The organism is Paenibacillus lentus, from assembly GCF_042714055.1.
GTDB lineage: Bacteria > Bacillota > Bacilli > Paenibacillales > Paenibacillaceae > Fontibacillus > Fontibacillus lentus_A.
Genome location: NZ_JBHGVC010000003.1, coordinates 66,483 through 85,322, shown reverse-complemented (window position 1 = coordinate 85,322; position 18,840 = coordinate 66,483). Strand labels below are relative to the sequence as shown.

The window sequence follows — 18,840 nt, the reverse complement described above, 5'->3', positions numbered from 1 at the left end:
TCGAGAGTAGAATATGAGATAGTTTTACGTTCATGTCAAATAGTTTGATTATTTATGAGTGGAAACTTCAATGATATACTATAATTATTTGAAATATGTCTTACGGTAGAGGGATGACAATGAATACGAAAATGAAGGACATGGGAATTCTCAATGAATTGTCGGATTTGATCTCGCTGCGAATGAAGTCTGTTTTTGAGCTTGCCCATGACGGGAAGTGGGTCGAGCATAAGGCGCACATCGACTACGATCTTTGGTTCATACAATCCGGAATCGTTACGATTCGTATCGATGGAATCGAACATCAGGCCAGGCCGGGAGATGTGGTCTTTTTTTATCCAGGAATTCCTTATATGGCTTCTACTACCGATCAGGGCTGTCAGTTTATTTACGTGCATTTCGACTTCGAAATCGGCAAGCAGCAGCGAATTCTGAGCGATTTTCCACTCTCGGGAATTATACCGGAAGAGCTGATTCGGGAAGAAACCGTCCTGTTCGGCAAAGCCTTTACGCAATCGAATCAGTTAAGCAGCTTGCCAGGGAACCGTCTATACTTAAAAGCTTGCCTGATTGCTGTCATCGCCAAAATCATTGAACTCTATGGACAAGACCGGTATACCGGCACATTTCTGAGCGGGAGAATGCCAAAAACAGCCGAGCGGAATCTGGACGTGCTGCAGCCGGTATTCGGTTATATTAACAATCATCTGCACAAATCGATTAAAATGAGTGAGCTCGCCCAGCTTGTCGGCATATCCGAGAAATATTTCATCACTTATTTCAAAAAGACATTGGGCATTACTCCGGGACAATATATTTACCAAATTAAGATGAACCGGGCGAGGGATTACCTGAACTTAAAGAAATATACGATCCAGGAAATCGCCAGCCTTCTCGGCTACCCCGATCCGTTTACATTTTCAAAGGCTTTTAAAAAATACTATAACGTTCCCCCATCCAAGTTTGATTAAAAAAGCTGTCAGAGGACATGTCCTCTGACAGCTTTGCTGCATTTCAGAGCCTTTTCGGCGCTATTCATCCATGCGATCAAGCACGTCTCCGCACAGACTGCCGTAGCATCCGGCGGTCTATTCGTCCCGGCCCATATACCGAAAATAATGAAAATCGGCGTAACTACCTTTAAACTGATTCATATCGTGGGCGGCGATGCCGATGAAATTACCGGTAAATCCGCCGGACAGAAAGCTAATATTTTGCGATGCGCCGACAGGCTGCCACTCTTCCTCTGCGCCCGATCGATAATAAAACTGACCGTTGACTCCAGAAACATCTACGGCCAAGTGAATCGGCCCTTCCTTTAAATCGATCATGACGGGCTCAAGGGTAAATTCATCCCGCTCGCAGCGCAGCAGCCGCAGAACCCTGCCTCGTCCCTCCCCATGGGTGACGTAGGCGTACCAATAATTGTCCTCATTCAGATACAGCATCAATCCCGCCATTTGCAGATACAGAGTCGGCTCATGATCCAATGCTGTCTCCGCCCGAAAGGACTTATCCGTTTGCCGGATGGCCACGATATGGTGGCTGAACAAGCTCTGAGCGGATTCGCCTGCATGAATTCGCAAGTGGCCCAGGCGCTCGGAAAGCGAGCACCAGCTTTCATCAGCCATCATGCGTAGCGTGTTCCAGCGTGGATGCAGCTTTGTGCCGTTAAAATCATCCGCAAATTCTGCTCGAATCCCGCCCTTGATGCTCGCCCCTTTAGGCAGCGGCGCTTCCATTTGCGGCGTATTGCCGCCAGAGGTTAACCGAAGCCACCCTTCCTCATCCCAATGCACCTGTTGAAGCGCCGTTTCCCTGCCAAGGATGGCATACCGGCCTTCCAGCGGACGGGTGCACAGGTGAGCCATGTACCACTCGCCTCCAGGCGTCTCCACCAGGCTGCCGTGGCCGGCGCATTGCAGCTCTGCTTCAGGCTTCCCGCTAGAGGTCAGCATCGGATTTAGCGGATCGACCTCGTACGGCCCGAGCAGTTCCTTGGATCGCGCTACGGTCACCGCATGGCCACTGCCTGTGCCTCCTTCCGCAGTAATAAGGTAGTAGTAGCCGTTCCGCTTATATATATGCGGGGCTTCCGTTTTTTTCAGCGGGGTGCAGTCAAACAGCTTCTGCGGCTCTCCAATTAGCTTCCGCTGCTTCGGATCGTACTCTTGAATGACGATGCCGCTCGATTTATTGCCTTCTGTAATGCGGTAATCCCACAGTGCATTCAACAGCCACTTGCGGCCGTCATCGTCATGGAACAGGGACGGATCGAAGCCGCTGCTGTTCAGATAAATCGGCTCCGACCAAGGCCCGTGGATGGATGGAGCGGTAATTAAATAGTTATGGCAATCCTTAAAAGGCCGCTTGGTACTCTTGACATCCGTATACATGAGATAGAACAATCCGTCATGATAGCTGAGCTGCGGCGCCCAGATGCTGCAATTCCTTGGATTTCCCTGCAGTTGAACCTGATTCGTCAAAATATCCGTGCAATGCTCCCACTCCGCCAGGTTGGTCGATTCGTACACTCTAACGCCCGGCAGCCATTCGAACGAGGAAACGGCAATATAATAAGTGTCTCCGGCCCGTACAATGCAGGGATCCGGGTTAAAGCCCGGCAATACCGGGTTGCGGATCACTCCTGTAATTCTGTTATCCGAAATCAAGATGGCTCCCCTCCATAAACCTTTTTATTTTATATTCATGAGCTTCTCCCCAACATCTCGCCAAAGCCTTATTTCAGGTCACTTTCCAGTTCCCCCCAGGCTCTCCTCGGGAGGCACGTTGACCTGCTCCAGCAGCTGCTCCGCTTGCTTCGTATTCCGGGATTCGCAACTCTCCACCGTAACCCGTTCGCCGTTCTCAACATAAAAGGCCGGCCCTTCATGGTTCTCCACGGTTACGTTCCGGAAGCGAATATCTCGTACGTTACCAAGGAAGAAGCCCCGGTTGCTCATATCCTTGATGCCCGCCATCATCGCCGGCTGTCCGGGCGTAGCATTCTCAGCCATCGATATATCGATCTGATCGAAGGTCACCTCCGTAACATATTGCTCAGCGAGGCCATACAGGAACCCGGCGGCGGCATGCACCCTTCGGGCGGTAATGTTTTCGAAATGGATCCGGCGAAAGCATGGCGTCTCCTCCGTAACCGGATGCGGATGCTTGTCCCATACGTATTTGTCTTTGCCACGCGGCCCGCAGAAATAGTACAAGTTCAAGATAAACGGGCAAAGCACGTCCTCCATGACGATATTGCTTACACGGATATCCTCGACGATTCCTCCTCGTCCGCGCCTGGATTTCAGGCGGATACCGCGGTCGGTTTGCTTGAACACGCAATTGGAAATGACCACGTTACGGACGTCGCCGCTCATCTCGCTGCCGATCACGACGCCTCCATGTCCATGAATCATCGTACAATTGGTAATTGTGATGTTCTCGCAGGGAACGCGCCCCTTCGTATCCTCCGTCCCCGCTTTAATGGCGATGCAATCATCCCCTACGTCAATTTGGCAGTTGCTGATGCGAACGTTCGTACAGGACTCCGGGTCGATGCCGTCCGTGTTCGGCGAGTCTGCAGGATTGAAGATCGACAGATTATCGATCGTCACATCCTGACAGCGAACTGGATGAACCGTCCAGCTCGGCGAATTCGCCAAAGAAACATCCCGCAGCGTTACCCGGCGGCAGCTGTCAAAGCTGATCAGCTTAGGGCGAGGATAAGCAAGCTCCTCCCGGCGGTTTCTGTGCTTGTCCCACCAAGCCTGCCCGTTCCCTTCAATCCTCCCCATGCCGGTTACGGACACATTCTCCAAATCCTTGCCGAAGATGCACGAGGCATACACCTTCTGCTTCACGCCTTCCCAGCAGGAATCTACCGTCGGATAATCCTCCGGATGATCACTAAAGGAGAGCGTAGCTCCCGGGCTTATATGAAGCTCAATGTTGCTCCTCATCATAATAGCGCCTGTACGATATTGCCCCGGCGGCACGTAAACCGTACCTCCCCCCGCCTCGGCCGCAGCAGCAATGGCAGACGCAATCGCTTCCGTCGAAAGCTCGGGGCTATTTTTGCTGGCACCGTAATCATCGATATTAAAAAACAGCATGCTCTTGTCTCCTCCATCAGATAAATGCTGCGCCATGCGCCTATCGCTCCAAAAACTCATATTCCGTACAAGCCTGCAGGAAGGCGCCAAGTCCCTTCTGATCATTCGTTATGATCGGTTCACTGATGTAGTACGCATAGGTTCCATCGCGCCGATCCTCACCGCCTAAGCCCGCCACTTGGCAATTTTTGTTCAGATTGACCCAGCCCTCCTTCGTCTCCAGCACAAATTCCGAGATCAAGCCCGCATAGGCGCGATTCAGCGTCTTATGCCAATCCGATCCGAGCAGGCCGAGACGGACGCCTTTAGCCATCGCGTACACGATCATGCTGGAAGCAGAGGCTTCCAAGTAATTGCCTTTGCGCTTCCCCGCATCTACAACTTGGTGCCATACGCCCGAATCAGCATCCTGATAGCTCCTTAACGCTTTTAACGTATCGTTTAGAATGCGCGTCAGCTCCGGATAATCCCCATGATCCGCCGGCAGCATTTCCAGGACGTCAACCAGCGCCATGACGAACCAGCCGAGCGACCTTCCCCAGAAATTCGGCGACTGCCCTGTCTGCGGGTTGCACCACGGCTGCACTCGCTGTTCATCCCAAGCATGATAGAGAAGTCCTGTCTTCTCGTCCCTCGTATGCCGTTCACAGAGAATGAACTGTTTTGTAACGTCATTCAGATCCTCTCCCTGCTCGAAGGTAAGCAAGAACTCTAAATAAAAAGGAGCCCCCATGTACAATCCGTCCAGCCAGATCTGATAAGGATAAATCTGCTTATGCCAAAAGGCCCCTTCCGATGTGCGCGGGTGCGTCTTCAACTGCTCCCTGAGCAAAGCCGCCGCACGCTTGTATTTCTCCTCGCCGGTTTCCTTGTACAGAATAAACAGCAGTTTGCCGTTGTTCAAATGGTCGATATTATGCTCGTCCTGACGGTAACCGAGCACAGAACCGTCATCCTGAATGAAGTAATCCAGATTGTCCCGTATATATTTGAAGTACCGCTCTTCCCCTGTTACCCTCCAAAGCCGTTCAAAGCCTTTCAAAATAACCCCGTAATCGTAAGACCATTTGCCGTTATAGCCCTTCTGGTACAGCTTCGGCGTGCGTTCCATGATGGACTCTGCGGTTCGTTCCGCCCATTGCGGCCGTTTCATGCCGATCATCCTCCTTGTTGTAAAATGGACTGTTCCGCCAGCAGGCAGTTCTGCGGACGGAACAGCCCGGTTCATGACCTCATTCGCTGTGATACCCTGCTTACTTGCCGTAAACTGCGTCATATGCGGCTTCATATTCGGCGATGATCGTATCGCCTCCCGCTTTTCTCCAGCTCTCAACAGCTTTCTTAAATCCATCCAAATCGGTTTTGCCGAGAATATATTTGTAGGTCGCATCGGTAATCGTCTTTTGCAGCTCGGAGCCTTGACTTGAATTCATTGGCGATTCCAAAGAATACATCGGATTAAGCACCGCAAAGGTCTCGTTCTCCTCGATCAATCGATTGGCTTCTGTTCTTAATGGATCCGAGTCATGAATTTCAAACCCACTCTCCTTCGGACGGGATCCCGCAAACGGCTGTACTTCCTGCTGCCAAAGGCTTGTATCCTTTATGGTGACGGCTTTATTCTCATCGACCGTATAATGGACATCTTCAATGCCGTACGTCATCAATGCGTATACTTCCTCCGACATCAAGTCGTTAACGAATTTCAGCACTCTTTTTAGCTCTTCTTCATCCTTCACTTCGGATTTCGGGAAAGCCAGCAGGCCTCCGACGCCATTGGACGTCGACCAAATGGCTCTATCGCTTTCTTTGCCAGTAGACGTAATGCCGTTAACCATAATGAGTTCCATATCATCCTGAATTCCAGCGGCCAAATTCAAAAGATTTTTACTATCGAAAAGGGCGCCTACGTAAATCCCAGCTTTACCTTGGGCGAAATTTTGCTGCTGGTCGGTCTTGGCCGTCACGGCAAAATCCTGATTGATGTATCCGTTGTCATAAAGCTCCTTCATGTAATCCATCGTCTTGATATAACCTTCCGACTCGAATTCCGGCGTGACTTTCCCGTCCTCACTGACGCTCCAGACGCTTGGCGTGCCGAAGTAGGAGCTAAGTGTCTTGAATGCGCCAAAGACGAGATCGCTGCGATCCATAAAGCCTGTCGTGTCCTTTACGCCGTTTCCGTCCGGATCCTGCTCCGTAAACGCCTTGGCAACCTCCATTAACTCATCCGTTGTTTTCGGTACCGGCAGCCCCAGTTTGTCCAGCCAATCCTTCCGGATGACGACCCCATTCCTCGCTATCTGCTTCTGAAGCGGTACACCATACAGCTTGCCTTCGATCGAAGCGGAGTTTCGCATATCCTGTGAGATGGCAGCCAGATTCGGAAATTCGTCCAAATAAGATCCGACATCCCAGAATACGCCGGCTTTCAAAGCGTTGCGAACCGAAGAGTTGTCCAGCATGGTAAGGGTTACGATATCGGCCAAGGAGCCTGAAGCCAGAGAAGTATTCAAGCGTTCTTCCTTCGACGCATCCGGAATCCAGGAGAACTTGATATCGGCATTCGTCGCCTCCTCGATTTTATTCAGCACGGTATCTGTAGGCGGCGAAGCGGTCTGCAAAATGTTCAACCAACTGATCGATGCTCTGCCGTCGTCAGCGCCGGAACTGCCGGTTTGATGTGAGCCTGATTTCGTTCCCCCGCATGCACTGAGCAGCAGGCTGCCACAAAGCGTAAGCGCTGCCAATTTTGCTAAATTTCGTTTCATGTGCTCTTCCCCTTTTTCATGTATTTGGATGGATATTTATCTTCCTCTTCCGCTATAAACGGAAGCAAGAATTCATAAGCGAGCAAAGCAGCAGTTATTCGTTACTCCTTTAATAGACGCCGTCTTCGCCGAATTTCTTGGCCAGCCTGTTCGCTATAATGACCAATATTAATCCGACTAAGCCTTTAAAGAGGCCAACGGTAGTGCTAAAGCTGAGCTGTCCGTTTTTCAAACCGGCTGTAAAAATATAAGTATCAAAGATCTCTCCAACCTCCCGGTTCAGCGAATTCAGGAGCAAGTACATATGCTCGAACCCTAGCTCAAGCGTATTGCCGATTTTAAGGATCAGCAGCGTAATGATCACCGGGCGAATCGCAGGCAGCGTGACATGCCAGGTTTTTCGCAATCGGCTGGCACCGTCCATTTCGGCTGCTTCGTATAGCTGCGTATCGACAACGGTAATCGCTGCCAGATAGATGATCGTGGACCAGCCCGCCTCTTTCCATATAATTTGCAGAATGTACATGGGGCGAAGCCATTCCGTGGATGTCAGGAAGCTGATTTTTTTTCCTCCGAAGGCGGCTATGATTTCATTAATAACGCCTCCATCCACATTGAGGAAAACGTACGTGATCGAAACAATAATGACCCAAGACATGAAGTGCGGAATGTAAACCATCGTCTGGATCGAATTTTTGAACATTTTATGCCTGACTTCATTCAGCATAAGGGCCAGAATGATAGGCAGCGGAAAGAAAATGATCACTTCCAGCGCAAACAGGATCAATGTGTTGCTCAGCAGCATCCCAAAGGTGGGTTCAGTAAACAAACGGATAAAATGCTTGAATCCGACCCACGGACTGCCCTGGATGCCCTGATACGGCTGATAATCCTGAAAAGAAATAATCAGGCCACCCATCGGAAAATATTTAAAAATAACAAAGTAAACAAATCCCGGGAAAATCATTAAATATAACAGTTTATTTTTGCTTAAACTTTTTAAATGATGAAGCATGTCAACTTTCTTTTGCCCCATTCTCCTTTGCGGTTTGCCTTGTAGCGGAATAGCTGAGGAATCTGCTTCCTTCACTGGCTGTCGACCTCCTTGATCAGTTAACGTGTGTTCGAAGCCAAGCATATCCGCTTATCGATATTCCGTATATAATCATTAGCAATCATCGACCCCGTAACCCCCCATAAACACAGGAGAAAATGTAGCTGATGATTACTATTCAAGATAGAGATACAACACCGATTGTAGCTAATGATTACGATTTGAGATTGAGATTATTTCCTTCTGCGCATCCCAAATTTCATATTATTTCCTCCCCATTAAAGCCATAGAACATGATTATATACGGAATATTTACCGCTTGATAAGGTGGATATGAGACTAATTATTCGAGGAGGATCATACCTGCCATGTCAAAATCTGCACTCAAGAAACAATCGCTAGGAAACCGAATATTCAACTTTGTAAACTATACGCTTCTACTCCTGTTCGCGCTTGCGTGCCTCCTGCCCTTCGTGAACGTCGTCGCCAGTTCCTTTGCTTCAACACAGGAAATTGTTTCGAAGAAGTTCGTCCTGTTTCCGACGACCTTTTCGCTTGATGCTTACCGCTTTATCTTCTCAACGCCGACTATTTTCAAAGGACTGGGCGTATCCATTGGCACGACGCTTATGGGCACCGCCGTCAGCATGGTGCTTACAGCGTTGATGGCGTACGGCTTGTCCCGCAAATATTTGACCGGAAGAAATATCATTAACTTTATCATCGTGTTCTCGATGCTGTTTAGCGGCGGAATGATTCCAACCTTCCTTGTCGTGAAATCGGTGGGGTTGATCGATTCATACTGGTCGCTGATTATCCCGACGGCGATTAATGCCTTCAACCTCATCATAATGAGGAATTTCTTTCAGGCTCTTCCGGAGAGCCTTGAGGAATCGGCAAAGATTGACGGTGCCAATGACTTCCGCATCCTGTGGAAAATCATGCTGCCGCTTGCCCTTCCCTCGATCGCCACGCTCTCCTTATTCTACGGCGTGAATTATTGGAACACGTACATGAATGCGATCCTTTATCTTAACGACTCTGAGAAATGGCCGCTGCAGGTGCTTCTTCGCCAAATCGTCATCGTATCCAGCGGCATGGAAGGCGATAATTCGGCTGTAGACATCGTGCCTCCGGCCCAGACGATCAAAATGGCAGTCATTGTCGTCGCTACCGTTCCAATGCTGATCGCTTATCCGTTTGTGCAGAAGCATTTTACGAAAGGAGCTTTGCTCGGAGCGGTTAAAGGCTAATCCTAGTAAGAAAGTTTACAGAATCCTTCAGCTCCGCTTAAAACTTGTTAGTTCTATCATCTGCAAAAAAAGTTCTGGCTCAACGCATCGGTATGCGAAGCCAGAACTTTTTTTTAGCGCTCCAACTTCATCTTGCGATACGCACCAGGCGTAACATGCTCTTTCTTTCGGAAAGAGCGGATGAAGTTTTGAGAATTTTGATAACGAAGGCGTTCCGCGATGTCCTTGATGGTCATATCGGTATCCACCAGCCACTTCTTGGCGATTTCCAGCCGGTAATTCATCAGATATTCGCTGAATGTGGTGCCGTACTCTTTCCGAAAAATGCTGCTCAAATAATTGGGACTATAATGAAGGCGCTCGCTGATCGACTCCAGGGACAAATCCTGATCATATTCCGTACGAATAATGGCAGCGATTTTATCTGCGATCGAACGAAATTGCTGATTTGTCTTTTCTTTCATGCTTTTAACCATCGGATAGATGACTTCATGCACCAGGATTCGTTCTATCTCTTCAGGATTCCGGGTATCCAGCAACCGATGATACAGATTGGCATTGCTTGGCGTAAGCAGGATTTCAACGCCGATCAGCTGCTCAAGCTGAATCAGATTGTTTACGAAGCGAATCAGTGTCACTTCAAGATTCATCGGGTTCAAGCTATGCTTCATCATATCTGCGAGCAGGGGATACAAGGAGCGCGAGACCTCCTGCTCATCACCCAGACGAATGGCGTCAAACAGTTGCGCCTCCAGTTCTGTGGGATAATGCAAGCGGATCGGCCCCGATATGCCTGTTGAAACGTCCTCGTAAAATATGATCGATTCCTTGCCCAGGTTCAGCCGCTGATAAAGGGCTTCCAAACTCATCTCGCAGGCCTCTCTGCTATTCAGCGCATCATCATAAGGGAGGCTGACGCCTATGCTTATCGAGGACTTTAGATACTCTCTGGCCGACTTAATAAGCAGCTTGGCATACTGTAGAATCTGCTTTCGCATGTCTGTGGCGTCCCCTTTCTCAAAGAGAAGCACCGTTGCCTGCGTTCGTTCATTAAGCACAACAGGCAGCATTCTCCCAGGCTCCGGGACGATTTCCTGTACCATTTTATTAACGGCAAGCAGAAGCACATCCTTGTCTGAGAGCTGTCCATCGCCATAACTATCCAACTGGATTAGCATCGTAACGAAGAGAGTGTTGACCGTTATTGGATAACCGAATCGTTCCAGACTCTTCTCCGTTTCCTCCCGGGTGACCCGGTTTTGAAGCAGATTAAGCACGAATTGCGTCTCCAGCTTAGGCTTCTCCAGCTCGATCAGATGCTCCAGGCTTTCCTTCTCCGATACGATGGAATCGATCGATCTGATGATCCAGTCCACCTCATCCCTCAGCATCGGCTCGGGACTTGCGGCGAGACTGCTCTGAATTTTCCGATACGGACGGGTCAAATAAACAGACAGCAGGTAGGCCAGGATGACCATCAGAAGCATAATCACAATGGCCATAATGATCAGACCGAACCGCGTGGTCGCTAAGGCTTCGCTCACTTCCTTCTGATCAAGAAGCGTCACATAAGTCCAATTGTTGTAATCGGACTTGGCATATAGAGCAATAACGGAATCCCCTGTCGCTATTTCGACGGTCATTTTACCCGTCAGCGGCTCGTTTGCGACTTGCTCGCTAATCAGACGGAGATCCTGTTCGGACAGCATATCTGTCTTCGTTTGGGCAGAATAGAGCAGTTCGCCCTCTTTATTCAGGATATAGACGGACGTTTCCGGCTTCGTCTGCAGCGTGTGATTTAGCGTTTGCAGGGAAATATCCGAAAGAGCGATCGCTTGTTTATCTTGGGAAGACACCGGCAGCGTATGAACGAAGCGGATGCCGTCATCCGTTTTCACCCAATACAGTCCTTTGCTGGCTTTATCGATATATTGTTCGTACAGCTCATCTCGTTCCTCTTCCGATAACAGGGACAGCGAGCCGTTTGAAATCCTCCAGTTCTGATTCAGGCTGATCAAAGAATACTGAACACCATCCAATCCCATCGTAGCAATATAATTCAGCTGGGTATTCAATTCCCGATATGTTTCAAAGTCCCGCTCCGTCAACGGATTGTTAATGACTTCGTGAAAGGATTTGGTCGTGCTGTATGTATTGAAAGCATATTCAATCGTTTGAATTTTCTGCTCCAATGTGTTCCTGATTTGCGTAATTAAGCTTTGATGACTCTCCCCCACGCGATCGGCTACCGAACGAATCGTAGACGAATAAATATAGCTTCCAAAGCCGATAACCAATCCGATACTCAAGACGAGAATAGGAATGAAAACGTTGTAAAAAGTCTTACTCCTTCTCATTGCTCCACTCCTTAAGTCCATATATTGATCATTTCACCTGCTGTATGGTCAGATAGATACTATTATAGCGCTTACAATCTGTTCGGGACATAGGGATTTCTAACGATTCAAAAAACAGCCCGCAACCTCACTAAAGCCCTTCGCTGGTGTTCTGGTCAAATACAGACTTTCTTATTCAAGCGGTATCAACTACAATAGAAATAGAGGTTTAAATAACAGAACCATTAATCATATAACATAAATATAAATAAAGTAAATGATGGAGGCATAACTCTAATGAAGTTAAATCTTACAGAACAATCACTTCCCGTATATGAAGCGTTATCCAGCGCTGTACGACTAAAAATATTGACCCTGCTCACTGAGCAGCCTATGAATATTAAAGAACTAGCTGAAGCGCTGCAGCTCAGCAGCGCCATTATGACGATGCATGTTCGCAAACTAGAGGCCGCGGGCCTCATTTCCAGTGAAATGGCTCCTGGTCGAAATGGATTGCAAAAAATATGCTCCCTTGCCGTCGAAAGCATCGAAATTGTCATTCCCCGCAAGGAGGAAAATGAGTATAAATACCATCGCACCGAAATTCCGGTGGGTCATTACTCCGACTTTGTGATTGAACCGACATGCGGTCTTGCTACGGTCGATCATATCATCGGCAGCTTTGACGATCCTAGACATTTCTGGGATCAGGAACGGACTAATGCCGGTATTCTGTGGTTCGGCAAAGGGTTTATCGAATATAAGATCCCTAATTTCTTATTATCGAGCCAGCAGCCCGAAGAGCTTGTCATTACGATGGAAATTGCTTCTGAAGCGCCAAGCACGAATAATAATTGGCCCTCGGATATTACGTTCAGTCTGAACGGAGTCCATCTAGGCTATTGGACGAGTCCTGGCGATTACGGGGATAGGAGAGGCAAGTATACACCTGGCTGGTGGCATCATCAGACCAATCAATACGGACTGCTCAAGAAGCTGCGCATTACGCATGAAGGAACATATATGGATGGATTGAAATTATCCGACGTTACATTGAAAGATGTCCACATCCTTCATAAGCAATGGACGTTCAAACTGTCCGTCGAGGCTGACGCCGAACATGTTGGCGGTTTGACCCTCTTCGGCAAAGGCTTCGGCAATTACAATGAGCATCTGATCTTTGAGCTCTACTATCGTTAAAGACAAGTTTATGATCATCGCTCAAAATTCGGTATACCGCTCATGCCAGTGCCAGATATGCAGAATGGAGACGGTGCGAATCTTGTGACGGTGGCAGCATCGTAGATAACGTTGCGTTTCAGTAGTCAGCTTTCATAGAAAAAATCCCCGATCATAAAGATCGGGGATTTTGCATGATTTTGCAGGCAAATGACTCAGTTGGTATATTAGCTTAACGCCGCTCCTTCGCGGTAAGCTCCCCACCGTCTTTGACCCGGCAAGGCGCACTCTCTCTCTTTCAGCTTGGCCACTACTGGAATGATGCAGCCACAGACGAGGCAAGTTACTCCGTCTTGAAGCTTGGGACAGGTGCTGCAAAGTTCTAAGCGCTGTGCATAAACTTCATCCGGCACGCATTTCTCCGGAGCAAATGCCGAAGAGGCTAGGATACGCTTGATCTGCTCCTCTGTGACTTTATATTCTTCCCGGCAGCCTTTGCAGGATGACGATGCCATATCCGCCTATGCCTTTGGAGTTAGCGCTAGGACAGTAACAGACATCGGCGGCAATTCGGCCGTCAGCTGATCACCCTCCAATGTAAAGCCACGGAACGGTTGAGGGGCTACAGTATCCGGGGCATCGAACGTGTTGTGCGCATCTATTCTTTCCCCGCTAAGCACGGTTCCTGCAATCTCGAAGGACTGGCCTTTGGAGCCGCGAATATCGACCGAAACAATCGACTTCTCGGCATGATTTGTATTGCACAGGCTGATATGAATTACTCCGTCGGCATTTATCGACGCCGATGCGGTAACCGCTGGAATCTCCCGACCATCAAAACAATAGCTACCGCCGTCCAGTTCCAGATCAATCCGCTCTGCATCCTGGTGTACCTTGAACATATCAAACACATGATATGTAGGCGTAAGCACCATCTTCTCTCCTTCGGTCAAAATGACCGACTGCAGCACGTTCACCGTCTGGGCAATATTCGCCATCTGTACGCGCTCGTTATGTTTATGGAAGATGTTGAAGGTTAGACCGGCTACCAGTGCATCGCGAATCGTGTTTTGCTGATACAAGAAGCCTGGATTAGTGCCCGGTTCAACGTTGTACCACGTTCCCCATTCGTCGACAATGAGGCCAACGCGCTTCTCCGGATCGTATTTATCCATAATTACGCAATGCTTCGTAATAAGCTCATCCATACGCAGCGCCTTCTCCAGCGTCGTGAACCATTCGCTCGTCTCAAAGCCTGTAGCAGGCCCTTTATCCTCCCAGGTAGCGCCTGGAACCGTATAGTAGTGCAATGTAATAGAGTCCATGAACCGGGATGCTTCCCGCATCAGAACTTCCATCCAGTTATAATCGTCTACGTTTGGCCCGCAGGCAATCCGGTGAATTTTGTTGTCGTCATAGTTACGGACGTACGTCTGATAGCGGCGATATAAATCCGCGTAATATTCCGGGCGCATATTTCCGCCGCAGCCCCAGTTCTCATTGCCGACTCCGAAGTAAGTCACCTTCCACGGTTCCTTGCGTCCGTTAGCCTGACGCAGCTCAGACATTGGCGATACGCCGCCAAAGGTCAGGTATTCTACCCATTCCGACATTTCTTGGACGGTACCACTCCCTACGTTTCCGTTAATATACGGTTCGCATTCGAGCAGATCGCACAGCATCATAAATTCATGAGTCCCGAAATGATTGTTCTCTACTACGCCGCCCCAATGTGTATTAACCATTCTTTTGCGGTTTTCTTTAGGCCCGATGCCATCTTTCCAGTGATATTCATCGGCGAAACAACCGCCAGGCCAGCGAAGCACTGGAATTTTAATTTGCTTAAGCGCTTGCACGACATCGTTTCTAATTCCGTTCGTATTCGGAATCGGGGAATCCTCGCCAACCCAAATCCCTTCATAAATGCATCGTCCCAAATGTTCGGAGAAATGACCGTAAATATTGCGGTTAATGGTGCCTCTGCGTAAATCAGTGTTAAGTACTGCACGGTTTGCCATGGGAACAGCCGCCTTTCTAACCATTAATATTTATGTTAATTAATTAATACTTACATAAACATTATAGCCATATTCCCGATCGTTCGTCAACCGGTCGTAAAATGCTAAAATCGGTGGGTAAGTTGCTCCCTCTTGCTATAATCATCTAATGATCCAAGGTAATTCATCCGCCATCTGCCGCAGGCCTCAAGCACATCATTTACGCGATAAATTTAACGATTACAAGATACCCGTCGTTACTTTCAAATAAATGTGCAGCTAATGCGCTGCCCCTTCTTTACTGTAGAGACATATGATAACTGAGTTGAGCGGATTACTGTTAGGTGCCCACTCGCTGCGCTGTATCGACCTATACCTAGCTGGATTTCATACAACTATTTATTGGTCAATGTGACCGATTTGAGAAATACCTGGATTTCATGCATTTAAACCTCGCCTTATCGCCTTCCTAGCCAAATATTTTGGTGATAACCTCCAGAAATCCAGTTAATTGTACATCCTGCACCAGACTCCCTGAATTAAATACAGCAAATACAGTTGGTTTAGGCAGCAAAGCGCTAAACGCTTATACTATATAGCCTTTCTAGTAATTCCCCCCCATCTCACCGACTTAATGTCATTCTCATCATATAAAAAGGCGACTTTAGAACGAGCTGCCCCCAGCTCTCTAAAATCGCCTTTTTATTAAAGCTATTATTCCTCGATCGGTTTCATTGTCCGAAGCACGCCGTAAATTCCGTTCAGGTCGCCTTCCGGGACGAACTTGAACTCCATCTCCCGCTTTCCTTGAAGAAGCTCAGCTGGAATAGGATACTGCTTCGTGAAAAATTCGCGTTTCCGCTCAAGCGGCGTTCTCTCGCTGGCCAGGAGCTCGCCGTTGGCGTAAATATTCATTACCCGGTCATGATTAATTGAAAAGTACGTTACCTGAAGCAGATTGTCTGCTTCCGGATTCACGGCCAGCTTATAGCTGAACCAGCCTCCGACATGAGCCACCCGGCCATTCAGGCCATCCCAGGCACCGCCAAAGGTCTCTTCTCCCTTAATCCCGTGCTCCAGCTCATACTGGTCATTTCCGACCTGCACGCTATCGGTGGTCGCCTCTTTAATAAGCTGCTCCTGCCGCCCCCGCTCCAAGTGCTGCTTCAGTTCATCGGAATCCGCAGCCACGATGTTCCAGTAGATGCCATACCGCTCGCGATGCTGTCTGTAATGCGGCGTAAACACCAGCCGCTCGTCTTCATCCGTGTGCCGCAGCTCGAATACGAGCTCATCGCCCCGTTTTACTAGATGGTTCTGAATGTTGCTTAACCATTCCTCCGGCGTCATTTTCTTGGGAATAATGAAGTCCTTAACCAGCATCTTCCGCGTCGGCACGCTCACCATAATTCCGGTTGCCGCCTGCGTCATATCCTCGGTACCGAGCCCAGCGCTAAGCACGACAGGCCCGTATTGGAAGCCCACGACATTGTCGTTGTCCGGCAGCCGGGAAATGATGATTTTCATTGGCAGCGTCAGCGTTATTACGTCACCATGGCTCCATTCTCGATCGATCACGATATGTCGCTGCTCAGCGTTCCACTGAACTGCTTCACCGTTCACCTGTACTTCAATCTGGCCTGACACCCAATAAGGAATGCGTAAATGCAGATCCAGCTGTTTCTTGCGGCCATCCTCAATTTCCAGTGTCAACGCAACCCCTTCCGATTCGGGAATTTCTGAACGCTGCGTAAGCTTTACTCCCTGCTCCGACCAATTCAATTTAGAGCTAATGTATTGATTGATGTAAAGCGTGCTCCCCGCGTGAAAATAAATGCTGTCATTGAGCTTTGTAAAGCTCTCCATGCCCGTACCTGTGCAGCACCAGAAATGCTCAAAGGGTGAGCTGTATATTTTAAAATATCCGGTCGCCATCGGTTGAAAATACATTGTCATCCCCGTTTCCGGATTTTGCGAGGATAAAATGGCGTTGACGTAATTTCGCTCATAGAAATCACTATATTTCACGTCGCCGGTAAGCTTGAACAGCTCGCGCGTCAGCTTCAGCATGTTGTAGCTGTTGCAGGTCTCGCAAGTAATGTCGGAACGCTTGCTGTTTAGAATATCCGGCTCGCCGAAATGCTCGGACTCGCTGTTCCCTCCAGTCATGTAGCTGTGATGGTACACAACCATGTCCCAGAAGCTCTGCGCCGCTTCGAGATAGAGGCGTTCGCTCTCTCCCAGCACCAAATAGCGATTTAACGCCCCCAGGAACTTAGGGATCGTCGTGTTGGCATGCTTGCCTCTCAGAATGTCCCGGCCCTGCTGGATCGCTTCGAATAATCGAAGCTCATCAAATTTATGAGCCGCTTCCAGGTGCTTCGCATCCCCGGAAATTTTGTATAGATCGTAGAGACAGTCATTCATTCCCCCGTATTCCACGGCCAGCACGGTAGCCTGAAGCTCATCGCTCCAGCGGGCTGTCCGCGAGGCGACCCAATCCCCAAGCTTCACCACTGTATCGTAAGCCGTTTGAGAGCCTGTCGCATGGTATACGGAAATTAATCCGGCGATAATTTTATGCATCGTATACCAAGGCACCCAGGCCGGCTGCCTCATTTCAATGTTGTCGATCAGCTGCTCGGGAAAAGCCGACAAATACCCGCTCTCGAATTGACATTCCGCCAGCTCGGTCATTATGTATTCCAGCTTTTTCAGCAGGGCTGAGTCTTGCGTGTTCTCGTAGGCTTGCGAGCAAGCCGTCAGAAAATGGCCCAGCGTATGCCCGCGGATCTCTGTATCCTCCCAACCAGGATATTTCTGCGCCCTCGGCTCTAAGCCCCGGTTCTCACGGAAACCAGCAAGCAGCCGGTCTACATCATAGCTGTTCAAATATTGCAGCTCTTTGGCAAAAGCGTTGACATGATAATCCCCCGTCAATACAACCTGTTGCAATTGAAAATCCTTTAGTACGTTACGTCTCACTATCGTCTCCACCTTCATCCCTCTTTTTCCTCGGTTTAATGACTAACTTTAGATTAGCGTTTAGGGATTAGCAGGGTAAATAGCGAAACGTTCGAATCAGTGTAAAAAGGTCAGGTCATCATCTTTGCTGTAGGAATAATCTTTTAGAAGTGATATCGTTAATGATATTGTTAAAGTGGACAATTATCATCATATTAAGATTCTAAACTGTCAAAAAGGGCTTCGTATCAAGTGTTAAAAGGTCAGATATAGAGGGGGGCTATTTCGTTTGATCAGCTATCTGTTTAACGTAGAAAAACCGCTAAATATGACCATGACCGGGAAGTTCGCTTCTCCGTCACTAGATTGGATGCATATGAGCAGAGTACTGATGGATTATGAACTGTTCGTGCAAACAAAGGGGGCTTTATACATTGCGGATGAAGAGGAGCGATATGTGCTGGAGGAAGGCGACTTCCTGCTGATGCCTCCCCGCACAAAGCAGTATGGATATCAGACTTCGGACTGCAGCTTCTATTGGCTGCATTTTACCCCGGCCGAAGGCGAAGCCGACGTGCAGACTTGCCTTTCGTCTGAACATGAACATCGTGCGGGAAGCATCATCCTTCCCCGTAAAGGAACGCTGCGAAGCGCGGACAAAATCCTCGTCCTGATGAAGCAGCTGCAGGATGCCGTTCGCAATTACCGCGAGCAGACGCTCAGCAATTACATGACGACGACGATTCTCTGCGAGCTGTACAACCAGCTTTTTCGCAAGGAAATCAGCCCGAATCGCAAGCGGAAGCAGCTTCAGCTCTATAACGATATCGTCGATTATATCCAGTGGCATCGATACGAGCCGCTTAAGGTGTCCCACATCGCCGACCATTTCGGCTACAACGTGAAATACTTGTCTCACCTGTTCTCCAGCATAGCCGGAGTATCGTTGAAGCAATATATTTTACAGCAAAAAATTGAAGCAGCGTCCTTTCTGCTCACCGATACGAACCAAACGATCAACGAAATTGCAATGCAGCTTAGTTACCATGACAGCCATCACTTCATGAAATCATTCAAGCAAATGACCGGCCTCACCCCGACCGAGTACCGTAACGCTTATGCGAATCGGCTGTTGTTTTATGAGTGAGGTTAAGAAAAGCAAGCCGGC

At 48.7% G+C, this 18,840-nt stretch carries 13 protein-coding genes; 4 read left to right on the top strand and 9 right to left on the bottom strand.

Translation table 11 applies throughout. The features are described from left to right. The first annotated feature begins 119 nt into the window (after positions 1 to 119). Positions 120 to 971: a helix-turn-helix transcriptional regulator gene (locus tag ACE3MQ_RS07145; RefSeq protein WP_379391928.1), complete on the top strand. Its 852-nt coding sequence runs from the start codon at positions 120 to 122 to the stop codon at positions 969 to 971. A gap of 117 nt (positions 972 to 1,088) precedes the next feature. Here the strand turns inward: ACE3MQ_RS07145 and ACE3MQ_RS07140 are convergent, their stop codons facing one another. From ACE3MQ_RS07140 to ACE3MQ_RS07120, 5 genes are all read right to left on the bottom strand, one after another. Continuing rightward, positions 1,089 to 2,672, bottom strand: a complete 1,584-nt coding sequence (locus tag ACE3MQ_RS07140) for a glycoside hydrolase family 43 protein (protein WP_379391927.1) — start codon at positions 2,670 to 2,672, stop codon at positions 1,089 to 1,091. A gap of 78 nt (positions 2,673 to 2,750) precedes the next feature. Then, a complete protein-coding gene (locus ACE3MQ_RS07135) occupies positions 2,751 to 4,118 on the bottom strand; it encodes a glycoside hydrolase family 28 protein (RefSeq protein ID WP_379392457.1) in 1,368 nt (455 codons plus the stop codon). Between the two features lie 40 nt (positions 4,119 to 4,158). Further along, positions 4,159 to 5,271 carry a glycoside hydrolase family 88/105 protein gene (locus ACE3MQ_RS07130; protein WP_379392456.1) on the bottom strand — a complete coding sequence of 371 codons (1,113 nt, stop codon included), beginning with the start codon at positions 5,269 to 5,271 and terminating at the stop codon, positions 4,159 to 4,161. 100 nt (positions 5,272 to 5,371) lie between these two features. Further along, positions 5,372 to 6,889 carry an extracellular solute-binding protein gene (locus ACE3MQ_RS07125; protein WP_379391926.1) on the bottom strand — a complete coding sequence of 506 codons (1,518 nt, stop codon included), beginning with the start codon at positions 6,887 to 6,889 and terminating at the stop codon, positions 5,372 to 5,374. Positions 6,890 to 6,998: 109 nt separating this feature from the next. Next, complete coding sequence (locus ACE3MQ_RS07120; protein ID WP_379392455.1) at positions 6,999 to 7,925, bottom strand: ABC transporter permease; 927 nt, start codon at positions 7,923 to 7,925, stop codon at positions 6,999 to 7,001. Between the two features lie 386 nt (positions 7,926 to 8,311). Here ACE3MQ_RS07120 and ACE3MQ_RS07115 point away from each other — a divergent pair, with 386 nt between their 5' ends. Next, positions 8,312 to 9,196, top strand: coding sequence for a carbohydrate ABC transporter permease (locus tag ACE3MQ_RS07115; RefSeq protein WP_379391925.1), 885 nt, complete (start codon positions 8,312 to 8,314; stop codon positions 9,194 to 9,196). A gap of 113 nt (positions 9,197 to 9,309) precedes the next feature. Here the strand turns inward: ACE3MQ_RS07115 and ACE3MQ_RS07110 are convergent, their stop codons facing one another. After that, positions 9,310 to 11,553 (bottom strand): AraC family transcriptional regulator, encoded by a 2,244-nt coding sequence (locus ACE3MQ_RS07110; protein WP_379391924.1) that lies wholly within the window; start codon positions 11,551 to 11,553, stop codon positions 9,310 to 9,312. Positions 11,554 to 11,829: 276 nt separating this feature from the next. Between ACE3MQ_RS07110 and ACE3MQ_RS07105 the strand changes: the two genes are divergently transcribed. Next, positions 11,830 to 12,732: an ArsR/SmtB family transcription factor gene (locus tag ACE3MQ_RS07105; RefSeq protein ID WP_379391923.1), complete on the top strand. Its 903-nt coding sequence runs from the start codon at positions 11,830 to 11,832 to the stop codon at positions 12,730 to 12,732. 206 nt (positions 12,733 to 12,938) lie between these two features. On the opposite strand, the gene ACE3MQ_RS07100 is transcribed toward ACE3MQ_RS07105, so the two are convergent. The 3 genes from ACE3MQ_RS07100 to ACE3MQ_RS07090 all read right to left on the bottom strand — a co-directional run bounded on the left by ACE3MQ_RS07100 (position 12,939) and on the right by ACE3MQ_RS07090 (position 17,693). Further along, positions 12,939 to 13,226 carry a hypothetical protein gene (locus ACE3MQ_RS07100; protein WP_110932051.1) on the bottom strand — a complete coding sequence of 96 codons (288 nt, stop codon included), beginning with the start codon at positions 13,224 to 13,226 and terminating at the stop codon, positions 12,939 to 12,941. A gap of 6 nt (positions 13,227 to 13,232) precedes the next feature. After that, complete coding sequence (locus ACE3MQ_RS07095) at positions 13,233 to 14,729, bottom strand: alpha-N-arabinofuranosidase (RefSeq protein ID WP_379391922.1); 1,497 nt, start codon at positions 14,727 to 14,729, stop codon at positions 13,233 to 13,235. A 693-nt stretch (positions 14,730 to 15,422) separates the two neighbouring features. Continuing rightward, positions 15,423 to 17,693: a glycoside hydrolase family 127 protein gene (locus ACE3MQ_RS07090; protein WP_379391921.1), complete on the bottom strand. Its 2,271-nt coding sequence runs from the start codon at positions 17,691 to 17,693 to the stop codon at positions 15,423 to 15,425. Positions 17,694 to 17,961: 268 nt separating this feature from the next. On the opposite strand from ACE3MQ_RS07090, the gene ACE3MQ_RS07085 reads away from it, so the two are divergent. Next, positions 17,962 to 18,819, top strand: coding sequence for an AraC family transcriptional regulator (locus ACE3MQ_RS07085; protein WP_379391920.1), 858 nt, complete (start codon positions 17,962 to 17,964; stop codon positions 18,817 to 18,819). The last annotated feature ends 21 nt before the right edge of the window (positions 18,820 to 18,840 follow it).